The 22,121-nt window shown below is 60.3% G+C and carries 22 protein-coding genes; 8 read left to right on the top strand and 14 right to left on the bottom strand.

Annotation, left to right across the window (positions count from 1 at the left end):
* Positions 1–77: 77 nt before the first annotated feature.
* Complete coding sequence (locus MK745_RS13935) at positions 78–1,409, top strand: class I adenylate-forming enzyme family protein (protein WP_243613905.1); 1,332 nt, start codon at positions 78–80, stop codon at positions 1,407–1,409.
* A 634-nt stretch (positions 1,410–2,043) separates the two neighbouring features.
* On the opposite strand, the gene MK745_RS13930 is transcribed toward MK745_RS13935, so the two are convergent.
* Entirely contained in the window at positions 2,044–2,574 is a 531-nt protein-coding gene (locus MK745_RS13930; protein ID WP_243613904.1) for a glutathione S-transferase family protein, read from the bottom strand.
* A complete protein-coding gene (locus MK745_RS13925; protein ID WP_036051600.1) occupies positions 2,571–3,005 on the bottom strand; it encodes a DoxX family protein in 435 nt (144 codons plus the stop codon). Before MK745_RS13925 ends, MK745_RS13930 begins: the two co-directional genes overlap by 4 nt.
* A gap of 98 nt (positions 3,006–3,103) precedes the next feature.
* Here MK745_RS13925 and MK745_RS13920 point away from each other — a divergent pair, with 98 nt between their 5' ends.
* Complete coding sequence (locus MK745_RS13920; protein WP_232237122.1) at positions 3,104–3,532, top strand: MarR family winged helix-turn-helix transcriptional regulator; 429 nt, start codon at positions 3,104–3,106, stop codon at positions 3,530–3,532.
* A gap of 87 nt (positions 3,533–3,619) precedes the next feature.
* Here MK745_RS13920 and MK745_RS13915 read toward each other — a convergent pair whose 3' ends face one another.
* From MK745_RS13915 to MK745_RS13890, 6 genes are all read right to left on the bottom strand, one after another.
* The gene (locus MK745_RS13915) at positions 3,620–4,120 is read right to left on the bottom strand and encodes a DNA-3-methyladenine glycosylase I (protein ID WP_243613908.1); all 501 of its coding nucleotides are present in this window, start codon (positions 4,118–4,120) and stop codon (positions 3,620–3,622) included.
* 307 nt (positions 4,121–4,427) lie between these two features.
* The gene (locus tag MK745_RS13910) at positions 4,428–4,883 is read right to left on the bottom strand and encodes a PaaI family thioesterase (RefSeq protein WP_243613903.1); all 456 of its coding nucleotides are present in this window, start codon (positions 4,881–4,883) and stop codon (positions 4,428–4,430) included.
* A gap of 21 nt (positions 4,884–4,904) precedes the next feature.
* Positions 4,905–5,609, bottom strand: coding sequence for an AraC family transcriptional regulator (locus MK745_RS13905; protein WP_243613902.1), 705 nt, complete (start codon positions 5,607–5,609; stop codon positions 4,905–4,907).
* 4 nt (positions 5,610–5,613) lie between these two features.
* Complete coding sequence (locus tag MK745_RS13900) at positions 5,614–6,468, bottom strand: SDR family oxidoreductase (protein WP_243613901.1); 855 nt, start codon at positions 6,466–6,468, stop codon at positions 5,614–5,616.
* Positions 6,465–8,402, bottom strand: a complete 1,938-nt coding sequence (locus MK745_RS13895) for an AMP-binding protein (protein WP_243613900.1) — start codon at positions 8,400–8,402, stop codon at positions 6,465–6,467. The genes MK745_RS13900 and MK745_RS13895 overlap by 4 nt, the downstream gene beginning before the upstream one ends.
* A 115-nt stretch (positions 8,403–8,517) precedes the next feature.
* Positions 8,518–9,279 (bottom strand): glucose 1-dehydrogenase, encoded by a 762-nt coding sequence (locus tag MK745_RS13890; protein WP_243613899.1) that lies wholly within the window; start codon positions 9,277–9,279, stop codon positions 8,518–8,520.
* 89 nt (positions 9,280–9,368) lie between these two features.
* On the opposite strand from MK745_RS13890, the gene MK745_RS13885 reads away from it, so the two are divergent.
* A complete protein-coding gene (locus MK745_RS13885; protein ID WP_243613898.1) occupies positions 9,369–10,769 on the top strand; it encodes a TetR/AcrR family transcriptional regulator in 1,401 nt (466 codons plus the stop codon).
* Here the strand turns inward: MK745_RS13885 and MK745_RS13880 are convergent.
* From MK745_RS13880 to MK745_RS13855, 6 genes are read right to left on the bottom strand one after another with little or no spacing between them, the layout of a single operon-like run.
* Positions 10,751–11,152 carry a PaaI family thioesterase gene (locus MK745_RS13880; RefSeq protein WP_243613907.1) on the bottom strand — a complete coding sequence of 134 codons (402 nt, stop codon included), beginning with the start codon at positions 11,150–11,152 and terminating at the stop codon, positions 10,751–10,753. The two genes, MK745_RS13885 and MK745_RS13880, sit on opposite strands and share 19 nt — an antisense overlap.
* The gene (locus tag MK745_RS13875) at positions 11,152–11,634 is read right to left on the bottom strand and encodes a PaaI family thioesterase (RefSeq protein ID WP_027264417.1); all 483 of its coding nucleotides are present in this window, start codon (positions 11,632–11,634) and stop codon (positions 11,152–11,154) included. Before MK745_RS13875 ends, MK745_RS13880 begins: the two co-directional genes overlap by 1 nt.
* Before the next feature lie 12 nt (positions 11,635–11,646).
* Positions 11,647–12,450 (bottom strand): enoyl-CoA hydratase-related protein, encoded by an 804-nt coding sequence (locus MK745_RS13870; RefSeq protein WP_243613897.1) that lies wholly within the window; start codon positions 12,448–12,450, stop codon positions 11,647–11,649.
* On the bottom strand, positions 12,443–13,297 hold the full coding sequence (locus MK745_RS13865) for an SDR family NAD(P)-dependent oxidoreductase (protein ID WP_027264419.1): 855 nt from the start codon (positions 13,295–13,297) through the stop codon (positions 12,443–12,445). The genes MK745_RS13870 and MK745_RS13865 overlap by 8 nt, the downstream gene beginning before the upstream one ends.
* A gap of 11 nt (positions 13,298–13,308) precedes the next feature.
* On the bottom strand, positions 13,309–14,508 hold the full coding sequence (locus tag MK745_RS13860; RefSeq protein WP_243613896.1) for an acyl-CoA dehydrogenase family protein: 1,200 nt from the start codon (positions 14,506–14,508) through the stop codon (positions 13,309–13,311).
* A gap of 13 nt (positions 14,509–14,521) precedes the next feature.
* Positions 14,522–15,775 (bottom strand): acyl-CoA dehydrogenase family protein, encoded by a 1,254-nt coding sequence (locus MK745_RS13855; protein ID WP_243613895.1) that lies wholly within the window; start codon positions 15,773–15,775, stop codon positions 14,522–14,524.
* 95 nt (positions 15,776–15,870) lie between these two features.
* On the opposite strand from MK745_RS13855, the gene MK745_RS13850 reads away from it, so the two are divergent.
* Genes MK745_RS13850 through MK745_RS13830 form a run of 5 tightly spaced genes read left to right on the top strand, consistent with a single transcriptional unit; the run spans position 15,871 to position 22,072 of the window.
* The gene (locus MK745_RS13850; RefSeq protein WP_243613894.1) at positions 15,871–16,656 is read left to right on the top strand and encodes an enoyl-CoA hydratase-related protein; all 786 of its coding nucleotides are present in this window, start codon (positions 15,871–15,873) and stop codon (positions 16,654–16,656) included.
* A 21-nt stretch (positions 16,657–16,677) separates the two neighbouring features.
* Positions 16,678–18,477: an acyclic terpene utilization AtuA family protein gene (locus MK745_RS13845; RefSeq protein ID WP_243613893.1), complete on the top strand. Its 1,800-nt coding sequence runs from the start codon at positions 16,678–16,680 to the stop codon at positions 18,475–18,477.
* 12 nt (positions 18,478–18,489) lie between these two features.
* Complete coding sequence (locus MK745_RS13840) at positions 18,490–19,959, top strand: acetyl-CoA carboxylase biotin carboxylase subunit (protein WP_243613892.1); 1,470 nt, start codon at positions 18,490–18,492, stop codon at positions 19,957–19,959.
* On the top strand, positions 19,959–20,462 hold the full coding sequence (locus MK745_RS13835) for an acetyl-CoA carboxylase biotin carboxyl carrier protein subunit (protein WP_243613891.1): 504 nt from the start codon (positions 19,959–19,961) through the stop codon (positions 20,460–20,462). The genes MK745_RS13840 and MK745_RS13835 overlap by 1 nt, the downstream gene beginning before the upstream one ends.
* Before the next feature lie 2 nt (positions 20,463–20,464).
* Entirely contained in the window at positions 20,465–22,072 is a 1,608-nt protein-coding gene (locus tag MK745_RS13830; RefSeq protein ID WP_027264426.1) for an acyl-CoA carboxylase subunit beta, read from the top strand.
* Positions 22,073–22,121: the final 49 nt, after the last annotated feature.

Here is a 22,121-nt window from a genome sequence, read left to right as displayed (position 1 = left end):
CGCTCCGTGACCTGCGCCACCGCATCGATCTTGAACTCATCCGAGTAGCGAATTTGCCCTGACATTTGCATCGTCCTTTGCTTCCGAAATTACCAAGCAAAACGTCTACAAATCTAGGGGCACCTCAAGCAGCGGGAATCGGCGCGATCGTCGCCTGTCTGAACTGGCGGCTTGCCCCCGATGAACTGCGGCACTGCATCGATCTGGTCGAGCCGGTTCTCGCGGTTGTCGAACCGGAACTTTCAGAAGCTTACCGCGCCGTCGCGTCGACACCCTGTCTAACCGTCGGGCCAGACCTGGAAACGGCCATTGCCGGGGTCGAGCCGGACCCGCGCACCGGAACCATGGTTGACGACCCCGAGGCCGGTCTGACGATCCTCTATACCTCGGGGACCACGGGCCTGCCCAAGGGGGCGCATATCAGCCACCGCGCGCATATCGCCCGATCCATGGTTTTTGCGGCCCAGCTGGCGCTGGATCCCGGCGACGGGTTCATCGCCTGGGCGCCGATGTTCCACATGGCCTCCACCGATCATGCGCTGGCAACGATCCTGCGGGGTGGGACCGTGGTGATGGTGGACGGGCTGCAGCCCGCCGTCATCAACGAGGCGCTGTCACGCCACAGGATCGGCTGGTTCGTGATGATGCCCGGGGCACTGGAGGCTTTTATTAACGAACGGCACGCCAACCCTTTGCCGCTGAAGGGGATCAAGGTTTGCGGCGCAATGGCTGATCTGGTGCCGCCGCATCAGATCGCGGAACTGACCGGTCTTCTGGACACGCCCTATCTGAATTCCTTCGGGGCGACCGAAACCGGCCTGCCGCCGGGAACCGCCGATCTGATCGCGCCGGGTGTGACCCCGGACCGGCTGTCCAAGCGCATCAGCGCCTTTTGCGAGGTGCGGCTGGTCGATCCCGACGACCGCGAAGTCCCCGATGGAACGCCGGGCGAAATGGCGCTTCGGGGTCCGACGCTGTTTTCCGGGTACTGGAACGCCGACGACACCAATGCCCGTGACTTTCGCAACGGCTTTTTCCACATGGGCGATCTGTTCCGGCGCAATACGGACGGCACCGTCGACTTTGTGGATCGGGCGAAATACCTGATCAAGACCGGAGGTGAAAACGTCTATCCGGCGGAAATCGAACGTGTGCTTCTTTCTCATCCCGATGTGATCGATGCCGCCGTGGTAAGGGCCTTCGACGCGAAATGGGGGGAAAGCCCGGTGGCCTTTGTCGCCTGTGACGATGACGGGCCGGATGCCGAGGCGCTGCTGAACTTGTGCCGCGAAAGCCTCGCTGGCTATAAGCGACCACGCGAAATTCGCTTCATCGCGTTCGAGGATTTTCCCAGATCGACCAGCGGCAAGATCCAGCGGCATATCCTCGAAGCCCGGCTCGCAGATTAATTTTCGCTCTGACCCGATCGTCAGCCAGCCACGCCAGTTCGCCCCAATAGCGATAAAAGCGTTCTTATCCTCGTTGCCACGAGCTTCTTATCCCCGCCCTTTGGAGTAACCCCCTGAAAGTGATCCACCATCTGGGATAGATTGACCCGCGATTGAAGCGCAGCCCTCTGTCGGACTACACGGCTAGGGTTTTCCGGGTGTTTGAGCTCAGGAGGATTCGTAGATCCCTGAGCCATTCATCAATGCGATCGGTGGTTTGTTCCCGGTTTCGCTGTGGGGGCAGCAGTAACCCTGCGCATCGCACGGACGGGCATGGACTGCCGGCAATTGCCGGTTGGGGCTGCTGCGGGCCTTCAAGGGAAAGTCGGCGACTATCCGATGTGCGGGACAAAGCGGACATTCGCCAAGCGACCTCAAACGTCCGGTTCTGTACTGCGGCCCGACAAAACGATATCAAGTGATCAGCGGTCAGCCGATCGCACCTGTGTAACTGTCTTCTTCGGCCCTCCTGTCTGCATGATCTGGGACAGGTAAGAATTGCGCCGTCTGATGAAGTCACGCAGAAGGGTCGGGTAATCTTCACTGACGGCATTCTTCACAGAAACCCGACGCTCCAGTTCATGTCGCCAGGCCCTTACACGGGCAAGCCCTGTGAAGACGCCAAACTCTCCGATGGTGTCAAAAACGTCGAAATAGCGGAAGACCGGCCGAATACGACATCGACGAGGCTGAACCGGTGGCCATCGAACCATGGTCCCTCCCCAAGCTCCGCGTCCAGCCGAAGGAACTTTGCGCAGAGCGCCGGCACTTTTTCTTCCAACGCTTTCTCGTTCGGCGCCGAGTAGAACCCCGCAATGCCGTTCAAGACAGCAGATCCAAATTCAATCCAGGCACGGTGGCGGGCGCGATCGAGAGCGTCGTGCGAATGAAGCGCGTGGGGTTGTGTATCCTCAAGATATTCGAGGATAACCGCAGATTCGAAAATCGGCGTCCCGTCCACAACTAGGACAGGCGTCTTGCCCAGCGGAGATATGGCAAGAAACCAGTCGGGCTTGTTCGAAAGATCGATGTCAGTTCTCTCGAACGTGACACCTTTCTCAGTGAGCGAGATCGCCGCGCGCTGCACATATGGGCAGAGCGCATGGCTAATGAGGTGGAGGCTCATGTTGTCTCTCCCGCCATCTGCACGTTACCGGGCGCGAAGGAAGGGCTGAGGGCGAAACGGCCGTCGCCCAGAAGCCCTTGCACGATGGCAAGCAGCGTCAGATAGGCCGGGTATTCCCACCCGCCGTTCTCGTATCCGAACATCCAGCCGTTTCCGGAGTGAGCCCAGGTCGCACCGGCTAGGATGGGCACGGTCGCCGACGCGACCCACCGAGCCTGTACGCCGAGGACCAAAAGGGCACCGGCAATCGCCTCGACTGCAAAGACCATATAAGCAAACCAGCCGGGCAGCCCGATCGAAATGAAGAACTGCGCCGTTCCGGGAAGTGTGAAAATGAAGAGCTTGAGAAACAGGCTGTGCGCCAGGAACATGATCCCGAGTGCTATACGGAGCAGGAATATCCCAAATTCTGTGAGGTGCGATTGTGACATGATATGATCCCATATGTCGATGCAGTTGCATCTATATATAGCGCGTCACATGCGATGTCAAGGTTGATGCACTTACATGTACATGATAGGTGCTGGATATGAACGAGATTGACCATGCTACTGAGGCCGCCTGGACAGCCCTCATGACTAAAAGCCGCGTTTTGCTTGAGGCTGTCGAAACGTCTCTGAAATCGGCAGGATACCCGCCAATTGCATGGTATGACGCGCTTCTCGAACTCGAGAAGGCAGGCCCGGACGGACTCCGGCCATTCGAACTCAAAGACCGGATTTTGTTACCCCAATACGGTACCTCGCGGCTGCTGAACCGTATGGTGAAAGCAGGGCTGGTGAACCGACAGGACTGCTTGGAAGATGGGCGAGGTCAAAACATTTCTATCTCTGAAAAGGGTAAATCTGTCAGGAGGGCGATGTGGCCGATCTATGAACGAGTTCTGTCGGAAAGGATCGGCGCAAAGCTGAAACCCAAAGACGCCGCTCAATTGGCCTCGCTACTCTCAAAGCTCTGAAGTCTAGGTCGACTGACGCGAAACCTGTCTGTGACTTTCCACGCTAAGTGGCCCTGAATTTTTTCACGTTAGTTGGCCGACAGTTGCCTATGTCGGTGTGCGAAGGGTGTTTCGGGTTGTTTCGACGTCCTTTCGCATCCAACAGACTTCTGCGTGATCGTTGATAAATCCCATGGCCTGCATGAATGCATATACGGTGGTCGGTCCCACGAATTTGAAGCCAAGCTTTCGTAGGTCTTTGGACAGGGTCTCGGACGCTGGTGATTTGGACCGCATTTGTGGCAGTGCGTCGTCCTTGGCAGGTTCATATAGCCAGATGAATGCGGCGAAGGAGCCTTCCTCTTGGACGACCTCGAAAGTACGGCGAGCGTTGTTGATCACGGCTTCGAATTTGCCTCGATAGCGAACAATTCCTTCATCGGCAAGTAGGCGCTCAATGTCGTTGTCGTCAAAGTTCGCAACTCCCCGAAAGTCGAACCCGGCGAAGGCAGCACGAAAGTTCTCGCGCTTGGCCAGAATGGTGCGCCAGCTCAGCCCTGACTGGAAACTCCGGCGTGACGGCAGCCCATCGGCACCGTGGGCGTCCATCCGTTCCAATTACGGTTGCAGCATCAGGCCGCTGCCGCATAAACTTGAACAGAAACCGAACGAGATCCTCCGTTACGATACAGTCTCAGCTCTCCGAAAAACCCTGACGACGGACAATCGGCGACCGCACTGCTAAAGGCTATAACATTACTGCTTGGCAGGCCTGAACCTGCTGGCGGCGATCTGGATACCGCGCGCGCCTACGGGAAACGGTTGGCCGAGGTCGCGAGCCGCTGGAACAGCTGATCCAGCTGTCTGAATAATCGGCCCGGCCGCCCGGATCGGATGTGCTGCGGCCGGGTTGCGCTCAGTCCGCGACCCCCGCCCGCCCGATCAGCGCCATGAGCGTTCCGGTCATCGTTGCGACGAGCTTTTCATCCTGGCCCTTCACGGCATAGGCACGCGCCTCGCATATGGTCAGCGTCCTGCCTGGTTTCACCACGTCAGCGACGAAGCGAAACCGTTCGCCGTCCGCCGGGTTGAGTAGGTTGATCTTGAATTCGGCCGTCAACACTGCCGCGTCCGCTGGCATCAGCGAAAAGGCCGCGTATCCGCAGGCGCTGTCCAGCGCTGTCGACACGATTCCGGCATGCAAAAACCCATGCTGCTGGGTCAGTGCAACCTGATGTGCCATTTCCAGAACGATGCGGCCGGGTAACAACTCGGCAATGCTGATCCCCAACGTGTTCATCACCTTCTGGCGATCGAAACTGTTGCGCACGCGTGCGTCATAGTCGGGGTTTTTCTGTTTGAATTGTGTCATGGCGGGTCTTCCTCTTCGATTTCATTCGTCAATGACCAATCTTAGGCGGTCTTTGAGGCGCGTATCTTGTAGCGAAAGGTCAAAACGACGCGGAATAGACAGAGCGCGCAACGCGCCGGGCGGTTTGCCGGCGAAGATCCGGCAAGCGGCGGACAAGTGAGATTGATCGTAATATCCGGCGTCCAGCGCCAGATCGCTCAGCGGCAGGGTCTTTGACGCAAGCTGCCCGAGAGCCCGGCGAAAGCGTCGCAAGGTCGCAAGCCGCCGCCGCGACACGCCGGTTTCCGCCCGCACCTTTCGACGTTTGGTCCGGTCGCTGTAAGCTCCGGGTGGTGCGGCAAAGCGCAGGTCTCTCGCAAGGCCGTCAAGCACCGCGATGAGCGCAGGCAGGTCATCGTCCCCGGTCTGAACCCGGGCCAGTTCTGAGGCCAGCATGTCCAGCCCTTTGGAGTCGGGAAATCGCGGCGGTCGTGACGACAGTCGCAGCCCGGCCACGACACCCTGGAATGGCCTTGGGCGGGGCGAAAAATAGGGGCGCGGTTCTGCCAGCGATACGCGCCCGCCGCCGCTGTCGTCGCGCGTTACCGAAAGGGTAAAGAGGTCGGTTGCGAACCGCCCGCGTCCACCACCGCTCAGCACACCGGTATCGCGGAACACGAACAAATGTTCGATCTGTTTGGCCGCTTCCTCAGGCGGCGCCAGTTCGAGATAAAGCGGCGGCGCCATCAGGTTACTTGACGAAAGCATCCCGGTTCTCGGCGACGAAATCGGCAAATCGGCGCGCCGGGCGTCCCATCACATCGCTGACCGTGGTCTCGATGCCGGCAAGGTAGCCCTTGGGCGCGATGGAAGCCAATTCGACCATGGCTCTGGCGACCTCGTCCTGCATTCCGCCAGCCACCATACCCGCCTTGGCATTTTCGGCCGACAGGGGTGCGCAGGTGACAGTGCGCCCGGTCACCCTGGACAGGAGGGCGGCGATATCTTCTCCGGTAAGAGCTTCGGGCCCGGTCAGACCAAGAGCCTTGCCTTCGTAACCCGGAGCGGTCAGCGCCTCGGCGGCGACATCCGCGATGTCGCGGGCGTCGATCCAGGCCACGGGGCCGCCCAGATCGTCATAGTACACGGCGTCCTTTGCAATGTTACCGGTCTGCCACAGCAGGTTCTGCATGAAATAGGTCGGCTGGACAAAGGTCCAGTCAAGGCCGCTTTGCTTCAGCAGCTCCTGGGTTTCGGAATGCCACTTTCCAAAGGTCAGCCCCGCCTTGGGCGACGCGCCAAGCCCCGTGGCCACAACGATATGGCGCACGCCCGCGGCCTTGGCCGCCTCGATCACGTTCGCCTTCCACTGGCGCATGTTCAGATGGGCAGGCGTGACCAGGTATATCTTTTCTGCCTCGTCACAGGCCCGCGCCAGCGCGGCAGGGTCCGTGAAATCCGCTGCGACCGCCTCGCATCCTTTGGCCCTTAGCGCATCTAACTTGGAGGGGGCGCTGGTGACAGCGCGCACGGACGCGCCTTTTGCCAGAAGCGTATCGACGAGGGGCGCGCCAGTCGTGCCCGTGGCTCCGAAAACAGTGATCATGACTTTTCCTTTTGCAGGTCTGCGATGGGCTGAATGGTTTCCGGGTTGCTGATCGACGACAGATCGCCCGGATCTTCACCGAGAAAGGCGGCACGCACGACACGGCGCATGGTTTTCATGCTGCGGGTCTTGGGCAGCGCTTCGACAAAGTGGATCTCGCGCGGGCGGAAGGGCTTCGAGACGATCTCTCCGACACGATCCTTGAGCCGGTTCACGAGCTCCGCGTCCGGCGACACATTTGGGGCCGCCACGCAGACGCAGACGACGGCCACGCCCTTGATGTCATCAGGTGCCGCGATGGCAGCGGCGTCCACCACCTCTCCGGTTTCGGTCAGGGCCGCCTCGATCTCGGGCGGGCCGATGCGTTTGCCGGCGATGTTCAGCGTGTCGTCCGACCGGCCCAGGATATACCATGTCCCGTCCGGATCGCAGCGCACCCAGTCGCCGTGCCGCCAGAGGCCGGGGAAGGTGGACCAGTAGGTTTCAAGGTAGCGATCGCGGTCCCCCCAGATGGCCGGGGTCAGACCCAGAGGCGGCTGGGTCACGACCAGTTCGCCGACCTCGCCCGGTGCGGCTTCGCTGCCGTCCTGGCGCAGAACCTTGGCCCCGACACCCAGGGCCTGGGCCGAAAATCCGCCGGGCTTGAGCTCGTGCAGCACGGTCGAGGTCAGGATCGCGCCAAAAAGCTCGGTCCCGCCCGAGATGTTCAGCGGTACGGCGCGGCGGCGACAGATGAGATCGAGCTGCCAGAGCCAGGCTTCGTCGGTCCAGGGTTCACCGGTCGAGGCGACAATGCGCAGGGGCGACAAGTCGTAGCCCGACAAAGGTTCAGTATCCCGCGTCATGAACTGCCGTACCAGAGTCGGGGCCACGCCGAGATGCGTGACCTCCATATCGGACGCAAGACGCAGCAGCCTGAAGGGATCGCCGGGCATTGATGGTGCGCCCTCGGCGAGCACCAGGGTCGAACCAGACAAGAGCACCGATAAAAGGGTGAGCGGTCCCATGACCCACCCCATGTCGGTCATCCAGAGGTGCCGGTCATCCCGTTTCATGTCGAGGCAAAGCAAGAAATCGGCCGTGGCCTTGGCCTGCACGCCCAAGTGGGTATGCACGACACCCTTGGGCCGCCCGGTGGTGCCCGATGTATAGGCGATGAGAAAGGTGTCATCGGGACTGACGGGAACGGCGGCAAACTCCGGACTGGCGCGGCCCACTGTTTCGGTCCAGTCCAGATCGCGGGCCGGATCGGCCATCGCACCGCCGAACCGTCGCAGGCTGATTACGGTATGAACCGATGGCAGGTCGGTCAAAGCCTGGGCAAGGGTCGCTTCCATCCAGACCGGCTTGCCTCGCCGGGGTGTGGCATCCGCCGTCAACACCGCCACGGCATCCGCGTCGTTCAGGCGCGATACGATGGCATGAGGCGCAAAACCGGAAAACAGCGGCACCGCAACCGCGCCCAGCCGGGCAATACCCAGAAGCGCGGCCTCGATTTCGGGGATCATCGGCATATAGATGCCCACCGCCTGACCGGGCCTTACACCGCGCGCGGCAAGGGCCGAGGCGACGCGGGAGGCTTCGGCGGTAAGGTCGGAATAGGTCCAGCGACGGCGGCTTCCGTCTTCGCCGACCCAGTCGATTGCGACCTTGTCGCCCAAGCCATCGGCAATTCGGGCGTCAAGACAGGTTTCCGTCAGATTCAAAGTACTCCCGACGGCCCACCGGATCGATTCGGGCCCTTCGGAGATATCTCGCAACCGGCTGTAGGGCCGCGCGAACCGTATCCCGGCATGGTCAATGATCTGGCCCCAGAACCAGTCTGGGTCTTCATTCGAACGGCGGACGAGTTCCTCGTAACTGTCAATGCCGCAGCCCCTCAGAAATGCGGTCAGCGTGCTTGTCCGCTGGATGTCAGAGCCTGGCTGAAACATTCGCAACCTTTCTAGAATGAAGAAGGGCCGCACATAAGGCGCGGCCAGTCGGGGAGGTAACTCTTTTGGCACGGTTTGGCAGCAACGCCTGGTGTCCGGCGCTGCTGTCATGGCTTCAACCGTGCATGGACAAGCCGCCCGAAACCGAAATCACCTGGCCGGTAATGAACCCTGCGTCGTCCGACGACAGGAAGCAGATGATGCCAGGGTAATCCGTCGGCTGCGCCAGGCGCTTCATCGGAATCGCCCGCTTGAGACCTTCGGCGATCTTTTGACCGGCCTCGCCCTCGGCAACCTGAGCGAACAGAGGTGTGTCGGTCGGTCCCGGGGCGACCGCATTCAATTGAATACCTTTACGCGCCAGTTCGCGCGCAACGGTTTTGGTGAACGAGATGATGCCACCCTTGCAGGCCGAATACACGGCTTCGCCGGATGATCCGACGCGTCCGGCGTCGGACGCGATGTTGACCACACGGCCGCCGCCGTTCTTGACCATGCCCGGAAGCACCGCGTGATGCATATTCAGCGGACCGTAAAGATTGATGTCGATGACCTTCTTCCAAAGGTCGGGATCGGTGTCGAGGAACGGTTTGATCACGTCCCAGCCCGCGTTGTTCACCAGCACATCAATCGGTCCGCCGGATTCGAACTCGGCAACGGCGCTGTCGACTTGGGCACGATCGGTAATATCCGCCTGAAATGCCGCCGCTTTTCCGCCGGATTCAGTGATTAGTTTGGCGGTTTCATTCGCTCCGGCTTTGTTCAGATCGAAAACAGCGACTTCGGCACCCTCCGCGCCGAACCGTTCGCAAACCGCTCGGCCAATGCCGCTCCCACCGCCGGTCACAACGACCCGTTTTCCACTCAACCCTCGCATGTGGAGGCCCTCCTCTTCCGTTGCACCTTGAAAAGAGTTTGATTCGACACTCTCTCCGATGCATTCTAACAGTTGTTAGATTTATTGCAATGGACAGCCTCATCTCCGACAAGTATCGACAATGGATGGCACGACAGATTGAAGATACCAAGATAGTGAGTGACGATCTAAGCAAGTCGGAGAGGACCCGCGAAGCCATACTCGCTGCGGCCGCGCGACTTTTTCGGTATGAAGGCTATCACGCAACGACTATGCGCGACATCGCGCAGGAAGCTGGCATTGAGGCCGGCAGCATTTATTATCATTTTCAATCCAAGGACCAGATTCTGAGCGAAGTTCTCGATCTTGGCGTCCGTCAACTATATGAGGCGGTCAGTGAAATCGTTCGGTCGGCACCGACAAGTTCGGAGGATTTTCGCAAGACTTTCGGACTGCTGATTGAAACACATCTGAACTATCTCTTGACCGACAGCGACTTCACATCAGCCAATATTCGGAACTATCCGATGTTGTCGGACGAAACACGCGCCCCGCATCGCGAATTGCGTGCATCATATGCAGGGGCCTGGGGCAAATTCCTGAATGACGCCAAACGCGCCGGCCACCTTCGAAGCGACATATCCACTGCTGTGATCCGCCAGTTCATCCTGAGTGCCATGAACTGGACCGTAGAATGGTACGATGTCGACAAGTATCCGGTGCGCATCCTCGCGGAACGAATGAGTAAGCTGATACTTGACGGAATGTGTCCACATCGCAAGGCGGGTACCGAAGGCTTGAAGCTGTGCCCCGCCACTCCCGCCAAAACCCCGGATCCCGACAGCAAGGCGGCTAAGACCCGTGCAGAAATTCTAAAGGCCGCAGCGCGCGTTCTGAGGGACAATGGCTACAAGGCGACCACGCTGAGAAAGATCGCGGAAGAAGCGGACATGAAAGCGGGCAGCGTCTATTACCATTTCAACTCCAAAGAAGCGATCGTTGACGAAGTTCTAAACGCCGGACTGAGGGACTTGCTATCAGGTGTCGAAGCCGCCGTTCGGAAATTCGATGCCCCGTACGATCATCACGCCAAGATAGCGACTGCAATCTGGGCGCACCTGGATTTCCTCTTTAAGGCAAGCGAATTCACCTCGGCGAATATCAGAAGCTATGGAATGCTCCCCAATCATTTCAGGGAGAGGCACAGGGGTATTCGCCATGAGTATGGAACACTCTGGGATCGGATACTCCGTGAAGCTCAGGACGACGGTGCCATACGGTCGGATATCAAGATCGTCCCCTTGCGCCAGGTGATGTTGGGTGCCTTAAACTGGACGGTGGAATGGTTCGACCCGAACAAGGCAGGAGTGGAAGGATATCTATCACTGCCTGAATTCTCCAGCATGCTCATCAATCTGTTACTGGAAGGCATTTGTAACCGGGAAGCGGCCCCGTCCACAGGACAAGGTAGCCCTGAAAGCGGTTGCCCCGGTCAGACCAGAAGGAAGTGATACAGCCCTTCGGCAACCGCCTTTTCCCGATCCGTCTGCCAGCTGAGCACGCTGACGCTTGCCATCCGCTTGCCTTTGCGCGTGACGTTAGCGCGCGCAAAAAGCGGTCCCTTCACACCGGGTCTGAGGTAATCGACGGTCAGGTTGATCGGTTTGGCCGGAACGTCGGCGAAATCTGGCTGTACCGCGATGGCGGCAGTGGCCTCCATAAAACTCGCGATCATTCCGCCATGGTAGTACTCCATGATCGGGTTACCGATATGGCGGTCATCAAAGGTCATTTCCGCCTCAGCATGGAGACTGTCTAGACTTCTGACCTCAAAGTTGAGAAATCGGAAGAACGGCACCCGGGATACATTGGCATTGACAGTTTGCACGTCCATCACGAGGTTTTTCCTTTTGTCATTGCGTCAAACAGGCTGGTTTCGCCGCGCGTCAATGCAAACGAGGCGGTTCCCCTGGCTATTTCAGCATCCTCATGGCCCGCGAACCAGACGCTGCCGGAATTGAAGGCGATGTGGCGGGTCTTGCGAAAACAATGCGCTTGAACGATGACATCCGCGCGCGAACGGGCCGGGCGCAGGTAATCAACTCTGAGGTCAAGAGTGGCCATGGTACTGACGCCTTCGATGGCAACAAAGTTCGCCAGTCCAAAGACACTGTCCAGAAGTGCCGTCAGGATACCACCGTGGAGCAGCGATTGTTCCGCATCGACGCAAAAGTCCGGATTGAACGGCATCCGAACCCGAACACCTTCGGTCGAGACCTCTTCGATCTCAAGCGCCATATGCGTTATCAGACCCTTGCCGCGCGCATTCCACATCTGCGCGATTTGCTCCATCTTCTTTTGGGTGATGTCTGACATGCGATCTTTCCTTTAACGCCCCGTGAAATTGGGTTCTCGTTTTTCGACGAACGCAGCAACCGCCTCGTGGTGGTCTTCGGTCTGATGCATGAGCGCCTGATAGGCCGCCGCGGAATTCAGGAAATCCGGCAGGTCCATCCGTTCGGCATTGCGCATCAGACGCTTGGCGACCCGCACCGCGCGCGGCGGTTTCGCGGCGATGACAGCGGCCCGTTCGCGGGCACGTTCCATCAATTTTTCATGAGGCACGAGTTCAAGCACCATACCAAGCTCCAGCGCTTCCTTGGCCTCGACCATGCGCCCTGAGAAGGTCAGATCGGCGGCCTTCTGGTGGCCCAGACGACGCAACAGGAACCAGCTGCCCGCATCGCCCGGAATGATTCCGAGATTCAGAAACACCTCGCCGAACCTTGCTTTTTCCGACGCGATGCGCATGTCGCACATCATGGTCAGGTCGCACCCCGCGCCCACCGCCGGGCCGTTGACTGCGGCGATGGTCGGAATATCCATGTTGTAGAGCGCAAGCGGCAGCCGCTGCACCCCATCAACATAGCTCTGCGCCGCCGCCAGCGGCTCCTTGCGGAACACGCTGTCGGGATCGTTCATTTCCTTGATGTCGCCGCCGGCACAAAAGGCCGGGTCGGCGCCGGTCAGGATCATCACGCTGACCTGAGGATCGGCCTGCACCTTGGCGAAGGTCTTCAGAAGGGCAGCGATCATGTCGTTTCCGGTGACCGGGTTGCGCCGCTCGGGATCGTTCAGCGTAACCGTGGCGATCCTGTCGGAAATCTCCAGAAGGACGGGCTGTTTATTCATTCTTGCCATCTCCCCGTTCGCGTTTTTCGAACATCGCGGGGTTGATCATGTCCCGCGCGTCATGACCCATATGCAAGGTCTCACCGCCGTCTACATAAATGTCTTCTCCGGTGATGAAACCGCCAAGTTTCGAGGCCAGGAAAATGATCGTGCCTGCGATGTCCTCGGCCGCCCCCATCCGGTTTAGCACCGAGCGGTTCAGCTTTTTCCACTGTTCCGGCGGAATCGGATAGCGGCCAAGCGCATCGGTCTTGATCGTGCCCGGCGCGACACAGTTCAGCCGGATGCCGTACTCGCCCCATTCGGCGGCCAGCGTTTTCATCATGCCCGTCACACCGGCGCGGGCGGCGACGGTGTGTGTAAAGCCGGTAAGCGCGGTGCGCGCCGAGATGGCGGTGACAAACACAACCGATCCACCATTGTCGTACATGAAGTGATCGGCAGCGGCGCGTGTCATTTGCCAAGACCCTATCAGGTTGTTGCGGATCACGGCTTCGAAGCCCTTGTTGGTGATATCGCGGGCGGCCGCGATATACTGGCCGCCGGCATTGTTCACCAAGACATCCAACTGCCCATAGTGGTCCTTGATCCGCCCCATCGCAGTTTCGATACTGTCTTCGTCGCGGGTGTCTCCGGGCACGACAAAGGCCTCGCCCCCCGCCGCGCGGATCATTTCGGCGGTCTCCTCCAGCGGCTCTTCCCGGCGCGCGAACAGCGCAAGCCTGGCCCCGCAAGCGGCCATTTCGATCGCCGTCGCCCGGCCCATTCCAGATCCAGACCCCGTGACCAGGGCAACCTGGCCCGCCATGAGATCCGACGCGTAACGCCTTGATTTCGCTTCGCTCATGTTCCGCCCCCTTAGTTCTTCAGCAATTCGCCGGAGATGATGAGTTTGCGAACCTCCTGGGTGCCCGCGCCGACCTCAAGCACGCGACCGGTTCGGTACAGCCGGTTCACTTCGGTATCACGCATGTAGCCTGAGCCGCCGTGAATCTGGACAGCTTTGTCCAGCACGAAGGATGTCGCCTCAGCGGCCTTGTAGATCGCCGCAGCGGTGAGCTTGTGGATTTCGCCGCGCCCGCCTGCGCCCTCTTCGAGGCCCTCACACATGGCTGCGGTGCGCAAGGACAGGCTGCGCGCGGCCTCGATCTGCGTATACATGTCGGCCAGCATCGCCTGAACCATCTGAAAACTGGCGATCGGTTTGCCGAATTGCTGGCGTGTCTTGGCGTAATCGATGGAAATATCCAGCGCCCGCTGCGCAATGCCCAGAGCGTTGAAACAGACGATGCCACGTTCCAGATCAAGTCCGGACATGGTAACGGCAACCCCGCCATCCAGCTTGCCGACCATGTTTCTGGCCGGAACACGGCAATCTTCGAATACCAGTTCGCCCGTCGGCGAGCCGCGGAATCCCATCTTGTTGAGCTTCTGCGCCACCTTGAAACCGGGCGTGTCGGTTTCCACGATAAAGGCGGAAATGCCCTTGGCCCCTTTTTCGGGCGATGTCTTGGCATAGACCAGCACCAGATCGGCAATCGGCCCATTGGTGATGTAGATCTTGGCGCCGTTCAGGATGTAGTCGTCGCCATCCTTTTTGGCCGTGGTCCGCATCGAGCCAAGCGCATCGGACCCCGCACCGGGTTCGGTCAGGCCCAGAGCACCCACCAGCGTGCCGTTGCACAGGCCCGGCAGGTATTTTCGGCGCAACTCGTCATTGGCGTTGCGATAGATGTTGTTGACGCACAAATTGTCATGGGCCACATGGGTCAGTCCGATGGCCGCCGAGGCCCTAGACATTTCCTCGGTGATGATACAGGCCGAGGTAAAGTCGAGCCCGGCCCCGCCGAATTCCGGCGGCACGTTCAGGCCGAGATATCCCATCTCGCCCAGCTTGGGGAAAACCGAAGACGGCAGGTCATCAGTATCGTCCATTTCCGCATTCAGATGGTGGAACTCGGACATGAAGAACTTGCCGGACTGATCGGCCAGGGCCTGCTGTTCGTCCGTCATGAAATGTGTTGGCAGAGCGGTGTCGTTGCGCAGTTGCTTGTTCATTGTCTCGTCCCCCTCAGGCGCGCAAAAGTTCTTCGGCAATGATGATCTTGCGGACTTCGCTTGTACCCGCGCCGATTTCCAGCAGCTTGTTGGCGCGGAACAGCCGGTTGATCTCGGTGTCCTGCATGTAGCCAGAGCCACCATGAATATGGCAGGCTTCGGTCACCGCCTTGTTGAATGCCTCGCCGGCGTAAAGACAGGCCGCCGCCGTCAGTTTGTGGATTTCGCCGCGGCCCCCGGCGCCTTTCGGCAGGCCGGTACAGGCGGCCAGCGCGCGATAACCGAAGGCGCGCGCGGTTTCGACCTCGGTGTAGATCTCGGCCAGTTTCGACTGCATCATCTGGAAACTTGCGATCGGCTTGCCGAATTGTTCGCGGATCTTGGCGTATTCCAGCCCCAGTTCCAGCGCGCGTTCGGCCATGCCGACACAGACCGATGCGACCATGGCGCGTTCCAGATCCAGCCCGCTCATTACCACCGAAACGCCGGTGTTTTCCGGTCCAACCATGGCGGATGCGGGTACGCGGCAATCCTCAAACACCAGTTCTCCGGTTGGCGAGCCGCGAAAGCCCATTTTGTCAAGCTTTTGTGCCACCTTGAAACCGGGATTGTCCGTCTCGATGATGAAAGCAGAAATGCCCTTGGCGCCCTTCGACTTGTCGGTTTTGGCATAAAGCAGGATCACATCGGCAATGGGGCCGTTGGTGATGTAAATCTTCGAGCCGTTGATGACATAATCATCACCGTCGCGGCGGGCAGTGGTGGCCATGGATCCGAGCGCATCGGATCCCGCACCCGGTTCGGTCAGGCCCAAAGCACCGACGAGCTCGCCCGAGCAAAGGCCCGGCACGTATTTCTTCACCTGCTCTTCGGAGCCATTGCGCAGCAGGTTATTCAGGCACAGGTTGTCATGCGCCCCGTGCGAGAGGCCCACAGCCGGATTCCACTTCGAAATCACCTCGGACACCAGCGCCTGGGTAAACTCGTTCTGCCCCGATCCGCCCAGCTCCTCCGGCGCGGTAATCCCCAGCAGGCCCAGCTCGCCCATCTGCTTGAACAGATCATCGGGCCACCATTCCTCGTCATCCATGCGCGCCTGCAGCGGGTGCAGCACCTCGCGCGATACCCGATCCACGTGATCGACGATCTGGCGTTGCTCATCAGTCAAAGAATAGTTCGCCCTGATGGCTTCCAGATCAGCCGAGATGGCCTCACTTTGAGCGGTCATATCGTCCTCCCGAAAAATGTTGTTTGCGTTGTTGACCAAAATCAAACATATGTTAGAAAATAGATCAAGCCAAGCTTTTGACGACCTTACGTAAGAAAGCGCGGCGTCCTAGAATACAGGGGGGAGCTTCGGAAATGACTGAGAGCGTTGTTCAATCGCAGGTGCTCGGCAAAGAAGTGAGTATCACGATTCGACGTCCTGAAAATCGAAATGCCCTCAACCGTGAGGTCGCAGACGGGATCATGGCCGCCATATGTGCTGCCGAGAGGGACAGCGATTGCCGCGTGATCGTTCTGACCGGCGAGGGCGAGCGCGCCTTCTGTGCCGGGGGCGACATCAAGGCGGGGGCGGATGGCGGCCCGTTTGTTCAGGATCCGGCGGACCCGGATCATTTTGCCGGAAGGTTGTTCGAGACGATACAGGCGTGCCGAAAGCCAACGATCGCGCGCATCAATGGCGTCGCGATGGGGGCGGGAGCGGGCATCATCTGTGCCTGCGATCTGGCTGTGATGGCGGATCATGCCCGCATCGGAACGCCGGAAGTGAAGGTGGGTCTGTTTCCCATGACGATCGTGCCACCCATGATGCGCGTGCTGCCCCGGCGGAGGCTGATGGAGATGTTCATCACCGGCGTTCCTCTGACGGCCGAGGAAGCCCTGCAGTTCAATCTGGTCAACTATGTGACCGATGCCGCGGGGTTGGACGACAAGGTTGCAGAACTGGTTGCCCAGATTGCTGCGCAGTCGCCGAGCGCGATCCGGCTGGGAAAATACGCCTGCCACGCGATGGAGGACATGACCTATCCGCAGCAGATGCGGTTTGCAGAAACACTGTTACCGCGAGTAGCGCAGACCGAAGACGCGCGCGAAGGCTTTGATGCCTTCATCTCGAAGCGCAAACCTGAATGGACGGGCCGCTGATCAAACGGGGAGGAGAGGAATATGTCGGAACGCAAGCTGCGCATCGGATGCGCGTCGGGCTTCTGGGGCGATACGCCGGAAGCGATCGGTCAACTGGTCTCAAAGGGCGAGATCGACTATCTGGTGTTTGACTATCTGGCAGAGGTGACAATGTCGCTGATGGCGCGGGCCCGCGCCAAAGCGCCCGAGACGGGCTATGCGCCGGACTTCGTCAAGGCGCTGGCACCCTGGTTGCCGGATATCAAGGCAAAAGGGATCAAGGTCGTTGCCAATGCAGGGGGCGTGAACCCGCGTGGCTGCAGCGATGCGCTTGCCAAAGCCGCCGCCCAGGCCGGGATCGATCTGTCCATCGGAGTCGTGCTAGGCGATGACCTGTTGCCCAGGGCCGATGAAATTCGCAAAAACGGTCAGACGGAAATGTTCTCGGGTGTCGCATTTCCAGATGATATCTGGAGCATGAATGCCTATCTGGGTGCCCGCCCCATCGCTGCCGCGCTGGATGCCGGGGCCGACATCGTGATCACCGGACGCTGCGCCGACAGCGCGGTCGCGCTTGGTCCCCTGATGCATGAATACGGCTGGGGCGACGATGACTGGGACAAGCTCAGCCAGGGATCGCTGGCCGGCCACCTGATCGAATGCGGCCCCCAGGGAACCGGCGGCAACTTCACCGACTGGCAGGACGTGCCGGGTTGGGACAATATGGGCATGCCCATCGTCGAGGTGTCCGAAGACGGCAGTTTCATCATGACCAAGACGCCTGACACCGGCGGGCTGGTCGTGCCCGGGTCAGTCGGAGAGCAGATGCTCTATGAAATCGGGGATCCGCGCGCCTACCTGTTGCCCGACGTGATCTGCGACTGGTCCGGGGTCACCCTGGAGCAGGTCGGACCCGATCAGGTGCTGGTCAAGGGCGGCAGGGGGCTTGGGCGCACCGACAGCTACAAGGTGTCGGCGACCCATGCCGATGGCTGGCGCGCGGTCTCTACCCTGACACTGGCCGCGATTGATGCACCCGCCAAGGCCGAACGTGTGGCCGAGGCGATCCTGACCCGCTGTCGCCGGATTTTCCGCGACCGCAACATGGGCGATTTTCGGCAGGTCAGCGTCGAGGTGCTGGGGGCCGAGGCTGCCTATGGCGCAAATGCGCGCGCTCGAACCCGCGAGGTGGTGCTCAAGATCGGCGCGGTCCATGACGATCGCGCCGCGCTGAACATCTTTGCCGGCGAAATAGCACCGATGGCGATTTCGACCGCGCAGGGTCTGACCGGGTTCTTCGCCGGACGGCCCAAGGTGCAACCGGTGGTCCGCCTGTTCTCCTTCCTTCAGAGCAAGGCCGAGACCCCCGTCGCGGTCGAGGTCGACGGCAAGGATGTGCCCGTGAGCGTGGCCACTACGCCAGTCCACCTTGATCCACCTGCCGCACCGCCCGCAGATAGCCGCGAGCCCGGCCCGGACGCTGTCAAGGCCCGCCTCGTCGATCTGGCCTGGGGCCGCTCGGGCGACAAGGGGGATATCGCCAATATCGGCATCCTCGCGCGCAAGCCGGACTACCTGCCATATATCCGCTCGGCTCTCAGCGAAGAGGTGGTGAAGGACTATTTCGCCCATGTCTGCGAAGGCAAGGTCGAACGGTTCGACCTGCCCGGAAGCCATTCGCTGAATTTCCTGCTGCATGACTCGCTGGGCGGGGGGGGCATCGCTTCGGTCCGCATAGACCCGCAGGGCAAAGGGTTCGCGCAGATGCTGCTTGATATCGAAATTCCCGTGCCAGCCGATCTGGCCGCACGTGACGGACTGAATGCCGCGGCCCGGAACTAAGAGGACGACACCATGACCATTTCGAAACTCCTGGTCGCCAATCGGGGCGAGATCGCGGCGCGCGTGCTGCGCACCGCCAAGGCCCGCGGGCTTGCGACGGCCGTGTTGCGTCATGTCGCCGAGCAAGAGGGGCCAGCGCATCTGATCGCAGATGAGGTCGTGATGATCGACGGCCCGACGCCCGTGGCCGCCTATCTCGATATTCCTCAGATCGTCGAAGCCGCCAAAGGGATCGGCGCGGACGCGGTTCATCCCGGCTATGGCTTTCTGTCAGAGAATGCCGGTTTTGTCGCGGCGCTGGAAAAAGCCGGAGTGACCTTTGTCGGCCCGACGTCCGAGGTCATCGACCTGATGGGGGACAAGGTCCGCGCCCGCGCCTTCGTCGAGGAACGCGGGTTTCCCGTCGCCCCCTCGGCCATCGAGGATGATGATCCGGCGAGCTTTGTCGAACGCGCCCGCGCCGTGGGCTATCCGCTGCTGATCAAACCCTCGGCCGGCGGTGGCGGCAAGGGCATGCGCGTTGTGCGCGAGGACAGCACGCTGGAAACCGAAATCGAAACCGCGCGCCGCGAAGGCGAACGATATTTCGGCGACGGGCGGCTTTTCGTCGAACGCTATATCGAACGCCCGCGCCATATCGAGGTGCAGGTGATGGGCGACGGACAGGGCAACGTGGTCCATTTCTGGGAACGTGAATGTTCGATCCAGCGCCGGTTCCAGAAGATTATCGAGGAAACGCCGTCACCGGCGCTGACCCCCGAGCAACGGGATGAGATCTGCGAGACCGCTGCCGGAATTGCCCGTGCCGTCAAATACCGCGGGGCAGGGACCGTTGAATTCATCTATGCGCAGGACGGGGCCTTTTATTTCCTGGAAATGAACACCCGCCTTCAGGTCGAACATCCGGTGACCGAACTGGTGACCGGCTTCGATCTGGTTGCCGAGCAGCTGCGTGTCGCGGCGGGCGACGGGCTGAGCGCCGTGCAGGCGGATATTCCCCAAACCGGACACTCGATCGAACTGCGCATCTGCGCCGAGGACGCGACGGCCGATTTCCGGCCCGCGATCGGCGATATCCTGCTGCTGGACGAACCCCAGGGCGAGGGGATCCGCGTGGACAGCGGCATTCTGGATGGCGGCAAGGTGACAACCGACTTCGACCCGATGTTGTCCAAGCTGATCGTACATGGCCCGGATCGCGCGCAGGCCATCGCCCGTGCCCGGAGCGCGGTGCAAAGCTATGTGATTCTCGGGGTAACGACCAACACTGGTTACCTGGATGCAATCCTTGCACATCCGGATTTCGCCTCTGGTGACGTTTCAACTGGCTTCCTGGCTGAACAATCCGAAACGCTGACCGCGCCGGGCGAAGATGTCTCTGACTTGCTGATAGCGGCGGCGGCCCTATCGGACGAGCGCCTGGTGAGTGACGTAATGCAGATACCGGAAATGTACCGCAAGATGGGCGGGTGGAGAAACTGATGCAACGGATTTTTCAGATCGACGGAGAAGAGACTGATTGCTGGCTGGGTCATGATGGCAGCCGGTTCGTGCTCAATACCCCCACTGGCGCTGTTGCCTGCCAATTGGACCCGACGGGTCTGCCGGGCGGTTACAAGCTGCGGGCCAAGGGTGTTGTGCGCGAATTGCGACTGGCCGTGGGGCCGGAAGCAACTTTTGTGCACATGGACGGGCGAACCTACGAAGTCGGGCGGGTTGAGCCCGCCGAACGCCTGGCCGGAAGCGACGGTGGCGCGAGCGACGACCGATTGGTGGCGCCCATGCCGGGTGTCGTGGTGTCGGTTGCGGTTAAACCCGGCGATGCGGTTGAAGAAGGCCAGCCGCTTCTGGTGATCGAAAGCATGAAGTTGGAAACCACACTGACGGCGCCGCGCGGCGGGGTCGTTGCCGAAATGCCATTCGCCGAAGGCGACAGTTTTGGTCTGAAAGACATCCTGGCCCAATTGGCCCCGGAGGAGGAGTGACAATGCGCAGGATTGAAAGTCAGATCGACACCAATGCCGCCGACTACAAGGCAAATTTCGCCGCCATGTCTGAACGGCTGAAGGAATTCCACGCCCGCCAGCACGCGGCGCGTTTCGAACGTCCGCAACGCGATATCGACCGCCTTGCCCGCCAGAACAAACTGGGCGTGCGCGAGCGGTTGAAACTGCTGCTGGACCCCGGCACTCCGTTTTTGGAGTTTTCCACACTTGCCGCCTGTCGCGAATACGATGGCACCGTGCCTGGCGCCGCTGTGGTGACGGGCATCGGTATTGTGCAGGGTCGCGAGGTCGCCATCCACGCCAACGACGCTAGCGTCAAGGGCGGGGCTTGGTATCCACATACGGTCAAAAAGGTCGTGCGTCTTCTGGATGTCGCGCTGGAAAACCGCCTGCCGGTCATCCATATCTGCGACAGCGCGGGCGGTTTCCTGCCGCTGCAGCACGGGGTGTTTCCCGACCGGTATCTGGGCGGGCGGGTGTTCCGCAACCAGGTCAAGCTGAGCCAAGCCAATATCCCGCAGATTGCCGTGGTCGGCGGACACTGCACGGCTGGCGGTGCCTATGTGCCGACGCTGAGCGACTACAACATCATCATCGAAGGCACAGGCGCGATTTTCCTTGGCGGTCCCCCGCTGGTCAAGGCGGCCACCGGCGAAGAGGTCGGTGTTCAGGAACTTGGTGGGGCGGTTATGCATACCTCGGTTTCGGGAACCGGCGACTACCGAGCCGCCACTGAACAGCACGCCTTTTCACTGGCGCGCGAGATTGTCAGCCAATGGAAGCGCACCCCGAAAACGATCATCGAAACCGCCGCTTTTGAAGAGCCATACTACGACCCCAAGGAGCTTTATGGGATCATCCCCAAGGACCGGAAAACCCAGTTTGATATGCGCGAGGTTCTGGCGCGGATCGTCGATGGCTCGCGCTTTCACGAATACCAGCCCGACTATGGCACCACGATGGTTTGCGGCTTTGCCCATATCTGGGGTTACAAGGTCGGCATCCTTGCCAACAACGGGGTGCTGTTCAACGACAGTTCGCTCAAGGCAGCGCATTTCATGCAGTTGTGCAACCAGAACCGCACGCCTCTGGTCTTTTTCCAGAACATCACCGGCTATATGGTGGGCCGCGAATACGAAGAACGAGGCATCGCCAAGGATGGCGCCAAGATGCTGATGGCGCAGGGCGGCTCGGTCGTGCCGAAGTTTACCGTGATCGCCAATGCGTCTTACGGGGCCGGCAACTACGGGATGTGCGGACGGGCCTGGGACGCGCGCACGCTGTTCATGTGGCCCCAGGCCGAGATCGGCGTGATGGGGGCGGATCAGGCCGCAAATACCATGGCGGACGTCAAGATTCGGCAGCTTCAGCGCGAAGGCAAAGAGCTGACCGAAGAAGAAATCGCCGCGATCCGCGAACCGGTGCTGGAAAAATACAAGCGCGATGTCGAGGCTTATACCTCGACATCGGAATTGTGGGACGACGGCATCCTCGATCCGGCGGACACACGCAACGCGCTTGGCATGTCGATTTCTGCCTCGCTCAATGCACCGATCGACGATCCGCACTACGGGATCTTCCGTCTGTAAAGGCTTGAGGGACGGCACACCGGGTCTGGGAGTGCCGTTCCGCGTCAAA

It is taken from the genome of Shimia aestuarii (assembly GCF_022814865.1).
GTDB lineage: Bacteria > Pseudomonadota > Alphaproteobacteria > Rhodobacterales > Rhodobacteraceae > Shimia > Shimia aestuarii_A.
This window is presented reverse-complemented; position numbering and strand designations above follow the sequence as displayed.